Origin of the sequence: Bradyrhizobium sp. Mp27, from assembly GCF_029953005.1 — a bacterium.
Taxonomy (GTDB): domain Bacteria; phylum Pseudomonadota; class Alphaproteobacteria; order Rhizobiales; family Xanthobacteraceae; genus Bradyrhizobium; species Bradyrhizobium barranii.
On sequence record NZ_JASAUS010000060.1, the window covers coordinates 37,214 to 50,724 of the forward strand.

Sequence of the window (13,511 nt, forward strand, 5' to 3'; positions counted from 1 at the left end):
GCCGTACTAGGATCGCCCGACAGGAACGGACGAAGAGCGCCGCTGAACGCGCCATCACCGGGAGGGATTTGTTTGGTGGCTACTAGTCTCGAAGTGCGCGGCGTGTCCTTGCGATTCGGCGGCGTCCGTGCGCTGACCGATGTCAGCTTTGCCATCAATGACGGCGAGCTGTTCTCGATCATCGGCCCCAACGGCGCCGGCAAGACCTCGATCGTGAATTGTATTTCCGGTCGCTACAAGCCGACCGAGGGCCAGCTGTTCTACCGCGGCCGCGACATCACAGGGCTGACGCCGAACGCGCGCCCCACGCTCGGCATCGGCCGCACCTTCCAGAATCTGGCCCTGTTCCACCACATGAGCGTGCTCGACAACATCATGGTCGGGCGCCATCACCTCCTGAAGAACAATTTCCTCACGGGATCGCTGTACTGGCTCACCGGCGCGCGCAAGGAGGAACTCGAGCACCGCCGCAAGGTTGAGGAGATCATCGACTTCCTCGATCTCCAGTCGGTGCGAAAGGCGCAAGCCGGCACCCTCTCCTACGGCCTGCGCAAACGCGTCGAGCTCGCCCGTGCCATGGCGCTGGAGCCGCGCCTCATTCTCCTCGACGAGCCGATGGCCGGCATGAACTTCGAGGAGAAGGAGGACATGGCCCGCTACATCGTCGACCTCAACGAGGAGTTCGGGATGACGGTGGTGATGATCGAGCACGACATGGGCGTGGTGATGGACATCTCCCACCGCGTCATGGTGCTGGATTTCGGCCGCAAGATCGCCGAGGGCGATCCCGCCGCCGTGCTCGCCGATCCCCACGTCAGGCGCGCCTATCTCGGCGAGGAGGACGAGGTGCTGGTCGATCCGGACGATGCTCCGCCAGCGCAGGAGAGTGCGGCATGATGGATTACGCGGGCCGCGTCGCGCAGGCCGACACCTATCCGAAGATGCTGCGGCTCAATGCCAGGGAGCACGGCAACGAGATCGCGTTGCGCGAAAAGGATCTCGGGCTCTGGCGCGTCTTCACCTGGAATGACTACCACATCCGCGCACGCGACTTTGCGCTCGGCCTCGTCGAATTGGGCGTGGGGCGCGAGGACGTCATCGGCATTATCGGCGACAACCGGCCGGACTGGGTCGCGGCGGAAGTGGCGACCCACGCCATCGGCGGCTTGAGCCTTGGGCTCTATCGCGACGTGCTGGACGAGGAAGCCTCCTACCTCCTCAACTATGGCGAGGCGCAGGTCGTTTTCGCCGAGGACGAAGAGCAGGTCGACAAGCTGCTCGCGCTTGCCGAGCGGGTACCGCGGCTGAAGCACATCATCTATTCCGATCCGCGTGGCATGCGGAAATATGACGATCCCAGACTGATGTCGGCGGAAGCGTTCGCCGAGCTCGGCCGCGGCCGCGCCACGCGTGAGCCGGAGCTCTACGACCGCCTCGTCGATGCCACCAAGGGCGAGGATGTCGCGATTCTCTGCACAACGTCGGGCACCACCTCGCACCCGAAGCTCGCCATGCTCGCCGCCGGCCGCGTGCTCGGCCATTGCGCGACCTATCTCGCCTTCGATCCAAAAGGGCCGGACGACGAATATGTCTCCGTGCTGCCGCTACCGTGGATCATGGAGCAGGTCTATGTGCTCGGCAAAGGCCTCTTGTGCCGGATGAAGATCAACTTCGTCGAAGAGCCTGATACGATGATGAACGATCTGCGCGAAATCGCGCCGACGTTCGTGCTGTTTGCGCCGCGCGTCTGGGAATCCATCGCCGCCGACGTCCGCGCCAAGGTGATGGACGCGACGCCTTTCAAGCAGCGCCTGTTCGACATCGGCATGAAAAGCGGCCTCGCCGCGCTCGCGGACGGCAAACGTTCGAACCTTGCCGACGCAATCCTGTTCCGCGCGCTCCGCGACCGCCTCGGCTTTACCCGCCTGCGTTCGGCCGCGACCGGCGGCGCGGCACTCGGCCCTGATACCTTCAAGTTCTTCCAGGCCATGGGCGTGCCGCTGCGCACGCTCTACGGCCAGACCGAACTGTTGGGGGCCTACACGCTGCATCCCGAGGGCAAGGTCGACCCCGACACGACGGGCGTGCCGATGGCCGACAGCGTCGAGATCCGCATCGACAATGCCGACGTCCACGGCGTCGGCGAGATCGTGGTGCGGCATCCCAACATGTTCCTCGGCTATTACAAGAACCCCGAGGCGAGCGTCGCCGACATCAAGGACGGCTGGATGCTGTCCGGTGACGCCGGCTACTTCAACGCGAACCGCCAGCTCGTCGTCATCGACCGCATCAAGGACCTCGCCGAGACCTCGCGCGGCGAGCGCTTCTCGCCCCAGTTCATCGAGAACAAGCTGAAGTTCTCGCCCTATATCGCGGAGGCCGTGGTGCTGGGGGCCGGCCGCGACGCGCTCGCGGCGATGATCTGCATCCGTTACTCCATCATCTCGAAATGGGCGGAGAAGAGCCGGCTCTCGTTCACGACCTACAGCGACCTCGCCTCGCGGCCCGAGGTCTATGCGCTGCTCAAGAAGGAAGTCGAGACCGTCAACGCCACATTGCCGCCGGCGCAGCGCATCTCGCGCTTCCTGCTGCTCTACAAGGAGCTGGACGCCGACGACGGCGAGCTCACCCGCACCCGAAAGGTGCGCCGCAGCGTCATCAACGAGAAGTACGAGGGTATCATCAACGCGATCTACCGCGGTGATGCCGACATCCCCGTCGACACCGTGATCCGCTTCCAGGACGGCACCACGCAGCGCGTGCGAACGACGCTGCGCGTGGTGGATCTCGGCGGGCATGGGCATATGGCGGAGGCCGCGGAGTGAGCCTGCTTCGAACCGAGACCGCGCTGCCAGCCGATGCGCCCTCTCCCCTTGTGGGAGAGGGCATCTCCGCCGCTGGCCACACCCTCGCCCGGGTGAGGGGTCCCCTCTCAGCACCGTCGCTGCCGAGAGAACCCCTCACCCGGCTTCGCTTCACGAAGCCACCCTCTCCCACAAGGGGAGAGGGTGCACCGTCATCGCTTCTGCATTTTGCGCGGGCATCGACATGAACACCGCCTTCCTCATCCAGCTCCTGGTCAACGGCCTCGTGGTCGGCACGCTCTATGGCGTGGTCGCGATGTCGTTCGTGCTGATCTACAAGGCGACGCAGGTCGTCAACTTCGCGCAAGGCGAGCTGCTGCTGGTCGGCGCCTGGGTGTGCTGGGCGCTGCTTGCGAAGTACCAGGTGCCGTTCTGGATCGGCATGCCGATGACGCTGGTGTTCATGTTCGTATTCGGCATCGCGATCCAGGTCCTGATCCTGAGACCAATGATCGGCGAACCCATCATCTCGGTGATCATGGTGACAATCGGCCTCTCGACCGTGCTCCAGGCCACGCTGAAATGGATGTTCGGCGTCAATCCGCAACCGTTCCCGCGCGTGTTCGAGAGTCAGTCGGTCAGCCTGCTCGGGCTTCAGATCCAGACCGTCTATGTCATGAGCCTCGTGGTCTCGGTCGCGATGATGATCGGCATGGCCTGGTTCTTCCGCGCCTCCAAGTACGGCCTCGCCATGCGCGCCACCGCGTTCAACCAGCAGGTCGCGCAATCGCTCGGCATCTCCGTCAAGAGCGTGTTCGCGATGGCCTGGGCGATCTCCGCGACAGTGTCGGCGGTCGCAGGCGTGGTGGTCGCCGTCGTCAACGGCGTGTCTTCGGGACTTGCGGCCTACGGCATCAAGGTGTTCCCGGCGGCGATCCTCGGCGGGCTCGATTCCGTCGGCGGCGCCGTGCTTGGCGGCATCATCATCGGCTTGCTCGAGAACATCGCGCAATATGTCGACAGCGAGTATCTGCACTGGGGCAATCTCTACGAGATCGCACCGTTCTACGTCCTCATCATCGTGCTGATGATCAAGCCCTACGGCCTGTTCGGCACTCACGACATCGAGCGGATCTGATCCATGGCCGGCCCTGCCCTCATCCCTGCTGGTGATTTCCGCACCTCCTACGCGGCGGACACCACGATCTTCCCGACCATGACCAGCCGCAACTTTGCGATCATCGGCGTGCTGTTGCTCTGCCTCGTGCCGCAACTCCTTGGCGGGTACTGGCTCAGCATCCTGATCCAGATCGGCATCTTCTCGATCGCAGCGCTCGGCCTCAACATCCTGGTCGGCTTCACCGGCCAGATCTCGATCGGCCATGCCGCCTTTTTCCTGCTCGGCGCCTTCACCTCGGCCTACATCTCCAACAACGCGCCGATCCCGGTGTTCTTCGCGATCCCGCTCGCGGGCGTCGTCACCGCGCTGGTCGGGCTGATCTTCGGCATCCCGGCGGCGCGACTGAAGGGGCTCTACCTCGTCATCGCAACGTTGGCGGCGCAATATATCCTGCTCGACTTCTTCTCTCGCGCGGAGTGGTTCACCGGCGGCTCGGTGCCGGCCAGCGCCAATCCGTTCTCGATCTTCGGCTTCACGCTGCGCGGCGACAGGCAATATTTCTATGTCGTGCTGGCCTATGTGGTCGCTAGCTACGTCCTCGTCACCAATCTGATGCGCACACGCGACGGCCGCGCGCTGGTGGCGATCCGCGACCATTATCTCTCTGCCGAGATCATGGGCATCAACCTCACCAAATACCGCACGCTGTCGTTTGGGCTGGCCGCCTTCTTCGCCGGCATCGCCGGCGCGCTCTATGCGCATTACCAGCTCGTGGTCTCGCAGGAGGGTTTCGGCATCGAGCGCTCGATCCTGTTCCTCGCCATGATCATCATCGGCGGCACCGGTTCGATCATGGGCACGCTGATGGGCACGGCCTTCGTGGTGCTGCTGCCTGAGACGATGGAATTCATCAGCCTCTACCTGAAGGGCGGCGCGATCGACAAGGCGCTGTCCCTCAACACCAACATCACCTTCCTGCGCGAGATCGCGATCGGAGTGATCATCATCGCGTTCCTGATGTTCGAGCCGGACGGGCTCGCGCATCGCTGGCGACAGATCAAGGCGTACTGGAAACTCTACCCGTTCTCGCATTGAGCACGGGCAACTTTCTAACCAACGAAAAAACAGGAGGAGGCAACCAATGAAGACAAAATCCCTTTTGAGCACCGCATCGCTCGCGCTGGCGATCGCCGCATTCTCGGCCGGCGCGCAGGCGCAGATCGCGATCGGCCATCTCGCCGATTATTCCGGCGGCACCTCCGACGTCGGCACGCCCTACGGCCAGGCCGTCGCCGACACCTTCGCCTGGGTCAACAAGAACGGCGGCGTCGGCGGCAAGCAGCTCAACGTCGATACCAACGACTACGGCTACCAGGTGCCGCGCGCGATCGCGCTCTACAAGAAATGGTCGGCGCCGGACTCCAAGGTCGCCGCGATCATGGGCTGGGGCACCGCAGACACCGAAGCGCTGACCGGCTTCCTCGCCCAGGACAAGATTCCCGACCTCTCCGGCTCCTATGCCGCAGCCCTCACCGATCCCGAGGGCGTCAGCGGCAAGGCCAAGCCTGCGCCTTATAATTTCTTCTACGGCCCGAGCTATTCGGACTCGCTGCGCGCGATGCTGATGTGGGCGGCCGAGGACTGGAAGGCCAAGGGCAAGCCCGGCAAGCCGAAGTTCGTGCACATGGGCGCCAACCACCCCTATCCGAACGCGCCGAAGGCCGCAGGCGAAGCCATGGCGCAGGAGCTCGGCTTCGAGGTGCTGCCGCCGCTGGTGTTCGCGCTCACACCGGGTGACTACAGCGCGCAGTGCCTGAGCCTGAAATCCTCGGGTGCCAACTACGCCTATCTCGGCAACACCGCGGCTTCCAACATCTCCGTCCTGAAGGCTTGCAAGACCGCCGGCGTCGAGATTCAGTTCCTCGGCAATGTCTGGGGCATGGACGAGAACGCCGCCAAGACCGCCGGCGATGCCGCCAACGGCGTGATCTTCCCGCTGCGCACCGCAGTGAGCTGGGGCGGCGATGCGCCCGGCATGAAGACGGTGATGGAGATCTCCAAGATGTCCGACCCCACCGGCAAGGTCTACCGGCCCGTGCATTACATCGCGGCGGTCTGCTCGGCGCTCTACATGAGGGAGGCGCTCGACTGGGCTGCCAAGAACGGCGGGGCGACCGGCGAGAACGTCGCCAAGGGCTTCTACCAGAAGAAGGACTGGGTGCCGGCCGGAATGGACGGCGTCTGCAATGCCTCGACCTGGACCGACAAGGACCACCGCGGCACGCTGAAGGTCGACCTCTATCGCACCAAGATCGCGGGTGCGACCGACGGCGACCTCAATGATCTCATGGCCAAGGGCACGATCAAGCTCGAGAAGGTCAAGACCGTCGAGCTGCCGCGCAAGCCGGAATTGTTGGGGTGGTGAGCCCGGCGCTCACCCAAGGCACAACGGTCATCCCCCGCGAAAGCGGGGGATCCAGTACGCCGCGGCCTCTCGGGGAACGTCGAGCGTCTCTGGAATACTGGGTCACCCGCCTTCGCGGGCGACGACACCGAGAGAGTAACTGACCATGAGTGAACCGGCTCACATCGAGCGTCCCTCCCCCAGCGTCGTGCCCGCGCCGCCCCTCCTCGCCGTCCGCAACATCGAGGTCGTCTATGACGACGTCATCCTGGTGCTGCGAGGCCTCAGCCTCGACGTGCCCAAGGGCGCGATCGTGGCGTTGTTGGGGGCCAACGGCGCCGGCAAGTCGACGACGCTGAAGGCGATCTCGGGGCTGCTCAAGACCGAGGACGGCGAGGTCACACGCGGCGAGATCCTGTTCGAGGGCTCCGCTATCGCCGGCATCGATCCCGACAAGATCGTGCGTCGCGGCATCTTCCAGGTGATGGAGGGCCGGCGCATCGTCGCCGACATGACGTCGCTCGAAAACCTCAAGCTCGGCGCCTTCACCCGCAGGGATCGCGAGGTCGATGCCGATCTCGACATGGTCTTCAACTATTTCCCGCGCCTGAAGGAGCGCACCGGCCTTGCCGGTTATCTCTCAGGCGGCGAGCAGCAGATGCTTGCGATCGGCCGCGCTCTGATGGCGCGCCCGAAGATGATCTTGATGGACGAGCCCTCGATGGGCCTGTCGCCGCTGCTGGTGAAAGAGGTGTTCTCGATTATCCAGAAGATCAACCGCGACCTCGGCGTCACCATCCTGCTGGTCGAGCAGAACGCCCGCGCCGCGCTGTCGGTGGCGAGCCACGGCTACATCATGGAACAGGGCAAGGTGGTGCTCGACGGCACCGCGGACGAACTGCGCGACAACGAGGACGTCAAGGAGTTCTACCTCGGCGGCGCCGGCGATCAGCGCAAGAGCTTCAAGAACCTAAAGAGTTTCAAACGGCGCAAACGGTGGCTGTGAAACTCAGCTCAGCACCTGCTCCGCTTCCGTGACTGCGCAGAGAACATGATAGAACGACGACGCAGGAATGGTGTCGACCAGCGATTTGCCGTCGCGATCGAACTGATCGTACCAGCCGCCCTTCACGGGATGGCTGAGATAATGGCGTTCGAGCCGCACCAGCGCCGCGCGCGCCTCATCGGCCGCGCCGGCCTCGCCGGACTCGCCGGACTCGGCCTGCGCGATCCACGCCTTCGCCATCTCGGTCTGCGGCCACAGCCGGCGCGTGCTGCGACGGATGTTGCCGCTGGCATCGCCCTCGTCGACCAGACACCCCGTGGCCTCGTCGCGATAGCGCAGCGCGGTGGCGAGCAGCTCGGCGCGACGCTGTCCGGTCGGGCAACCCGTGATGCGTTCAAACCCTTTCAGCAGCCAGACCCACTCCGCCTGATGGCCGGGCTCGACGCTGACCGGCTCGATCTTGGACCAGTCCTCCTCGAAATACTCCGTCAGGATCCGCTTCTGCTTGTCGTAGAGATTGGCGAGGAACAGCGCGAAGAACTCGCCGGCGCGGTTCTGGAACGACAGATCGTGGGTCGCATCGAAGCACGCGATCATCGCCTCGAACAGATGCATGTGCGGGTTCTGCCGGCGCGGCAGCGAGACCGGCAGGCCTTCATGCACGCCGCCATGCGGCGAGCGCAGATGGCTGTCGAGGAAGGCGAGCAGCGCGTCGATCTCGGCGCGAATTTGCGCATCCTGGTCGAGCCCGTAGACGGCCGCGAGCGCAAACAGGATGAAGGCGTGGTCGTAAGCATCGCGTCGGCCGTCCAGCACGGCGCCGTCCGGCGTCAGCCGGTGCACGTAGCCAGGCCGGCCGTCTGGCGCCTTCGCTTTGCTGAGCAGATGCTCCAGCCCCTTCAGCGCGACGGCGCGCCCCCCAGGGTACCAGCCCATCTGCGCCGCCTTGGCGTAACAATAGATCTGGCGCGCCTGCACGAGCACGCGCCGCGGTGCGGCCGCATCGGCCGTGCCGTCACGGTGCAGCCGGTCGACGAAACCGCCTGCCGCATCGTCCCAGCCGACGGACGACCACAGCGGCAGCGCCTCGTCGATCATGCGGCGCTTCAGGCGCGCGACGACGTCCGCCGCCTCGTCCGCCACAATGATGCCTTCGTCCGCCATCGCGTCCTCTCCACGCCTCGACACTGGCCGTCTGATACCCATGCCGGCGGCGGCGTGCAACGGATGCCAACCCGGAAAGACCAGCCATGACTGCCCATTACGACGCCCGCGAGACGCGCGAACCGGCCGTGCGCGAGGCGGAGCTGTTCTCCCGCCTGCCGAACGTGCTGCGCGGCGCAATGGCCGCACCCGCCTACGCCGAGCGGCTGAAGGGCATAGATCCGGCCGCCGTGACCTCCAGGGCGGCGCTGGCGGGCCTGCCGGTGCTGCGCAAGTCGGAGCTGCCCGCCCTGCACAAGGCCTCAGCGCCCTTCGGCGGCTTCGTGCCGGCAGCCCCGGGATCGTTCGCCCGCCTCTTCACCTCTCCCGGTCCGATCTTCGAGCCTGAAGGGCGGCAGGCCGATCCCTGGCGCGGTGCGCGGGCGCTGTTCGCGGCCGGGTTCCGCCCCAATGACATCGTGCTCAACACCTTCAGCTACCACCTCACCCCCGGCGGCTTTATCTTCGATGCCTCGGCCCGCGCGCTCGGCTGCGCAGTGATCCCGGCGGGCCCCGGCAATACCGAGCAGCAATTCGAGCTGATCGAGGCCTACCGTCCGGTCGGCTACAGCGGCACGCCGGACTTTCTGAAGATATTGCTCGATGCCGCAGCAAGCTCGGGGCGCGACGTCTCATCGATCAAGCGCGCGCTGGTCTCGGGTGCGGCCTTCCCGCCCTCGCTCCAGGCCGAGATCAAGGCACGCGGCATCGACGCCTACCAGGCCTTCGGCACCGCCGACCTCGGCCTCATCGCCTTCGAGACCGAGGCGCGCGAGGGCATGGTGGTGAACGAGGATCTGATCATGGAGATCGTCAAACCCGGCACCGGCGATCCCGTCGCGCCGGGCGACGTCGGCGAGATCGTGGTGACCTCGCTCGATCCGCACCATCCCTCGATCCGTCTGGCGCTCGGCGATCTCACGGCAGCGCTCCCCGGCCCAAGCAAATGCGGGCGCACCAACATGCGCATCAAGGGCTGGATGGGCCGCGCCGACCAGACCACCAAGGTCAAGGGCATGTTCGTCCGACCGGAGCAGGTCGCCGAGATCGGGAAGCGCCATGCCGCGCTTGGCCGCCTGCGCCTCGTCGTCATGCGCCAGGGCGAGGCCGATGCGATGACGCTGCGCGCGGAAACTGCGGCCGCGAGCGACGCCCTGCGCGAGGAAATTGCAGGCACGTTGCGCGCGGTAACGAAACTCGGCGGCAATGTCGAGCTGGTCAGCCCGGGCGCGCTGCCGAACGACGGCAAGGTGATTGCAGACGAGAGGTGAGCCAACGGTTGGAAGAGACCGGAACTCGACCTGCATTAATTTTGATCTCTTGAGATCATGGACGCAACTTCAATGCCTTACGCTGCTCGATTTGCCGAAGTACTCGCGATTGGCGAACGTTGTATCAACACACGCATCTAGGATGGCAGCGCGATCTGCGGCTGCCAAGATAAGCGAAACAACTGCAACTCTGCCGCCAACGTTAGTCAGAATTAGCAGCTTTTCCGGAGCTGAATGATCCTTCAATCATCCGAGCGGACGAATTCTTCCTATGCGCCGCCACCTCGTCCGCCATTTGCAATTTGAAGAATCGTCCTAGGAGCTGATCGACATTCCGCTCAATGCGTTCTTCGGCAGCAAGGTCTGAAAAGAGACGTTCCTCGTTCATCACTTTCAAGGCTGCTTCGTAATAGCGGTCGGAAACTGGAGCGGGATAGCGCTTCCTCACCAAGGGCAGCAAAACCGTATCAACTTCCCTCTTAACCGCAGCGACCCAGTGAGAGGTAGTCTCGTAGTTCTCCTCCGGGCAAGTCTTGTTCAAGTGGTCTGCAAATTCGGATGGTAAGACCCCAATTTTGATCCGAAAGATCGAGGGTCCCAACTCACGATAGAGGCTACAGCTAAAGCTGACGAGCTCATCGTATTCCTCGGAGACTCGGATGCAGCGTTTAGTCCCGTCGCCATCACGCATGTGCGCGAGCTGTTGTTTCGTCAATTCCATCTGATCATCGCAGAGAGGCAGCGGGTGCTTCCAAAGAATGCTGTTCTCTGCGCGATCAAGCTCAGCGGCCACATCGAGCTCACGCTTCTTCTGAACTCGACGCTTGCGCCACATCAGCGAAGCGATGCTTGCGATGCAATCTTCCTGGAGCGGACCGTCCGGGCTGTATTTCTCGAACAGCCCACGACGAAGCGCGGCAAACTCTTCCGCACTCTCCCAAGGCAGGAGATCAATTGATGAGAAGGCGCCGTGCTTCATCGCGTTCGGCGTTTTCGCGGTGAGAGCTTTTCGTGAACCGGCAGCGCGTTTGCTGAGCGGCGGGTCGTGGGACATGAGCCAATTCTCCGTGTTGATAAACGCGGAACGCTCCTCCCTTCCCGATGTCTGAAAACTTCCTACAAGAACCGGGACAGGCTATGAGAGCCCGCGCGGCATTCCTGAGCCGATCATCGAAAGCGGGACTTTTCTCCCATACAGCAGAAACGTCCAGCTCCGCCGCCGCGATGTCCACATCTTTAGCGAGCCCAAAGTGAATCCCGACCAAAGCCGGGCTTGCGGAACGGTTTGTCGCTCGTCTCTCCATCGCTGGCGGCCGGGACTTTTGCTGGCTTCTTCGATCCGTTTCCTTTCCGAACCGGCTTCCAAGTGGCCCGGAGCCGGGACCTGTCGAATCGGCTACGCTGGGGTACGGCTTGCCGGCCTCGTGCCATGCCTGCGCTTTCAGGAATGGGATCGCGAGCGGTCCGCACCAAAACGCATCATCCATAATGCTGCCGCGGGTCATGCCGGGCGTGCGGAGAAGCACGAAACTGATGTAGCTTTCGACCGAGTTGTGGCCGGACCAGATTGCGATTGCATCCGCGAAGCGCTTGTTCCGGTAGTTCGGCGACGTGCGCCAGAGATCCATTTGCGCGCAGATGCCCTGCACATAAGTCGGGAACACTGCGATATTGTTGCCCTGCCCCTTGCCGTCGTTAAGGGTCACAGGCTTCTTTGCAGCCCCCCACTTGATGGCGAGGGCACTGCCCACATTGCGCCGGGGTTTTTGTAGCGGATCGAGGCTGGTTCAGTCATGGAAACTCCATAGAAAAAGCCGCCCGAAAGGCGGCTTGGGTTGTTCGATTAGTGGTTGGGTGGTAGGAATGACGCTCATGAAGCGCGCCATCCCTTGGATATTGTCTGCGATCCTATCGATCGCCCTTATCGCGTATTTCTCGGAGTTTCATCGGCTCCAGACCAAAATCGGCGTACTCTCCCAGCATATTTTCCACGATCATCAGGACGTTAGACGGGCTGTAATTCGGGCACACCTAGCAGATGCGGATCGCCCAATTGTCATTGTCGGCGACAGCATCACAGAGATGGCGAGTTTTCCGAACGACCTGGATGGTAGGCCACTCATCAACGCCGGCATAGGCGGCGCAACAATTGCCGATTATGCCGCGCTGGCTTCCAAAATATTCGAAGGTTCGAAACCGTCTCTTATCATCGTAGCAATTGGCGCGAACGACACGACCAATCCGAACAGACAGCAGAATATGAAAAATCTGTTGTCTGTTCTTAAACTATACGCTCCTCTTGTGTTTATCGACCCGCCGACCGGGCAGACCGTTGATGGCACCCATCCAACGCGTTCTGTTTCGAGGCTTTGGGTTCAATCGATCGTAGCCGAAATCCTACGTTCGTCCGGCAAGACCTAGAATGGCGAGGCGGCTTGGGTTGCTCTATTAAGGGTTGAGATGGTAGGTTCAGGTCGCGCACCGATACGACCGGGTCTATTTGGTGACTTTCGCAGTTCTTTTCATCTTGTGTTCAAGCCTGCCTTTCGTCGCGTCCTATTTCTTGGCGCGAGACCCTTCAGACCCTCTGATCTTGAGGGCGGCATTCGATCATCACACGAACTACGCCTATGTCGTCGGCGTCGCTGCCGAATGGTCTGAAGTTGACGGCGAGCATGGCGAGCAGCCCTCAACAGTAGAGGTATACGAGAACGGCGTTAGACTAGGACCGGCTCACTCCTCAGTGTCAGACGTCGTCATGATTGGAGGCGGCCGGTACAGGTACATGGAAGTTGATTCTGTGAACCACACCAGCGGGATCATCTATTCGATGACAACCGACCCGAATACGAATGGGCGGCTGTACAGGGTGTTTAGGACCGTCGTCCAGGTCGCACTCGTACTGCCGACCTGCGAGTACATGGTCGTGACGCCGCCAGCAGAGGTGGAAAACCTTGAGCCGCTTTTCAGGCTAGGCAGCGCAACGTCCGCTTGGGCGGGGCTGACGGCAAGCTTCCAATCACTCAGCTCAGGTCAACTAGTCGCCTCGCTGCGCGACCCGCGGTTGTCATCGATGACAGCGGTCACGCCATCAATGAAAGCTTGACACTCAGCGTGGGTCTTGAACGTGCCCTTGTACTTCCCGAATAGGAAGACGGTCCGGCCGTAACCCTTTCCGAAGAAGTATTGACCGACGTGTCTGCCGCCTTCGTCTTTGAGCTCAAAGCTACCAAGGCCTTGCACTGACTTGAGGTCTGTCTCGGGCAGCTTGATCTGCACATCAGTCTCCGGGATTGAGGCCGGCTCCGAAATCCCTATCATGAACTGCGTGGACGCCACAACTTAGCGGCACAACGGTGGTCGCCTCTTAGGAGGGAATTAAAGGGGCCGGTTTGCACGTCTGCGAACCGGCCGTCGTTACCTTCGACGAACTTAGTACTTCCTGACGAACGATCGCGTAGGACTGTTGGCGGCCACAGCGTAAACCCGCGGGTCTAACCAGATCAGGGCTTCGCCGCGTTACCGGCCAATTCGATCGCTAGATCCAGAGCTGCAACTCCAATTTGATCTGAAGGATTAGATTTGCAGCGCCGAGCTATGGCGGAATCTGGGTGATGACGGTGTGAGGAAGGCGGCGTATCGAGGCGGGTGACGAGCCTGCCAGAACCTCTCGAGGAGAGCGATACGCCATGACCGAGACTAC

General features: G+C 62.7%; 12 protein-coding genes. 9 read left to right on the plus strand and 3 right to left on the minus strand.

The genetic code is table 11. The features are described from left to right. Nucleotides 1-75: 75 nt before the first annotated feature. The 6 genes from QJT78_RS26855 (at nucleotide 76) to QJT78_RS26880 (ending at nucleotide 7,334) form a co-directional block, all read left to right on the plus strand. Nucleotides 76-897 carry an ABC transporter ATP-binding protein gene (locus tag QJT78_RS26855; RefSeq protein WP_014493868.1) on the plus strand — a complete coding sequence of 274 codons (822 nt, stop codon included), beginning with the start codon at nucleotides 76-78 and terminating at the stop codon, nucleotides 895-897. Then, a complete protein-coding gene (locus tag QJT78_RS26860; RefSeq protein WP_028152012.1) occupies nucleotides 894-2,825 on the plus strand; it encodes a long-chain fatty acid--CoA ligase in 1,932 nt (643 codons plus the stop codon). The genes QJT78_RS26855 and QJT78_RS26860 overlap by 4 nt, the downstream gene beginning before the upstream one ends. A 223-nt stretch (nucleotides 2,826-3,048) precedes the next feature. Beyond that, nucleotides 3,049-3,942: a branched-chain amino acid ABC transporter permease gene (locus QJT78_RS26865; RefSeq protein ID WP_014493866.1), complete on the plus strand. Its 894-nt coding sequence runs from the start codon at nucleotides 3,049-3,051 to the stop codon at nucleotides 3,940-3,942. 3 nt (nucleotides 3,943-3,945) lie between these two features. Continuing rightward, complete coding sequence (locus QJT78_RS26870) at nucleotides 3,946-5,019, plus strand: branched-chain amino acid ABC transporter permease (RefSeq protein WP_028152013.1); 1,074 nt, start codon at nucleotides 3,946-3,948, stop codon at nucleotides 5,017-5,019. Nucleotides 5,020-5,065: 46 nt separating this feature from the next. Beyond that, complete coding sequence (locus QJT78_RS26875; protein ID WP_028152014.1) at nucleotides 5,066-6,349, plus strand: ABC transporter substrate-binding protein; 1,284 nt, start codon at nucleotides 5,066-5,068, stop codon at nucleotides 6,347-6,349. Between the two features lie 145 nt (nucleotides 6,350-6,494). Then, nucleotides 6,495-7,334 carry an ABC transporter ATP-binding protein gene (locus QJT78_RS26880; RefSeq protein ID WP_028152015.1) on the plus strand — a complete coding sequence of 280 codons (840 nt, stop codon included), beginning with the start codon at nucleotides 6,495-6,497 and terminating at the stop codon, nucleotides 7,332-7,334. Between the two features lie 3 nt (nucleotides 7,335-7,337). Here the strand turns inward: QJT78_RS26880 and QJT78_RS26885 are convergent, their stop codons facing one another. Further along, complete coding sequence (locus tag QJT78_RS26885) at nucleotides 7,338-8,498, minus strand: AGE family epimerase/isomerase (protein WP_028152016.1); 1,161 nt, start codon at nucleotides 8,496-8,498, stop codon at nucleotides 7,338-7,340. 86 nt (nucleotides 8,499-8,584) lie between these two features. Between QJT78_RS26885 and QJT78_RS26890 the strand changes: the two genes are divergently transcribed. After that, nucleotides 8,585-9,808: an AMP-binding protein gene (locus tag QJT78_RS26890; RefSeq protein ID WP_028152017.1), complete on the plus strand. Its 1,224-nt coding sequence runs from the start codon at nucleotides 8,585-8,587 to the stop codon at nucleotides 9,806-9,808. A 202-nt stretch (nucleotides 9,809-10,010) separates the two neighbouring features. Here QJT78_RS26890 and QJT78_RS26895 read toward each other — a convergent pair whose 3' ends face one another. Both QJT78_RS26895 and QJT78_RS26900 read right to left on the minus strand, forming a co-directional pair. Then, nucleotides 10,011-10,862, minus strand: coding sequence for a hypothetical protein (locus QJT78_RS26895; RefSeq protein WP_157790159.1), 852 nt, complete (start codon nucleotides 10,860-10,862; stop codon nucleotides 10,011-10,013). Next, the gene (locus tag QJT78_RS26900) at nucleotides 10,759-11,514 is read right to left on the minus strand and encodes a hypothetical protein (protein WP_157790158.1); all 756 of its coding nucleotides are present in this window, start codon (nucleotides 11,512-11,514) and stop codon (nucleotides 10,759-10,761) included. The genes QJT78_RS26895 and QJT78_RS26900 overlap by 104 nt, the downstream gene beginning before the upstream one ends. A 166-nt stretch (nucleotides 11,515-11,680) precedes the next feature. Here QJT78_RS26900 and QJT78_RS26905 point away from each other — a divergent pair, with 166 nt between their 5' ends. Together QJT78_RS26905 and QJT78_RS26910 are read left to right on the plus strand one after the other, a co-directional pair. Beyond that, nucleotides 11,681-12,229 (plus strand): SGNH/GDSL hydrolase family protein, encoded by a 549-nt coding sequence (locus QJT78_RS26905; RefSeq protein ID WP_157790157.1) that lies wholly within the window; start codon nucleotides 11,681-11,683, stop codon nucleotides 12,227-12,229. Between the two features lie 172 nt (nucleotides 12,230-12,401). Next, a complete protein-coding gene (locus QJT78_RS26910; protein WP_157790156.1) occupies nucleotides 12,402-12,914 on the plus strand; it encodes a hypothetical protein in 513 nt (170 codons plus the stop codon). The last annotated feature ends 597 nt before the right edge of the window (nucleotides 12,915-13,511 follow it).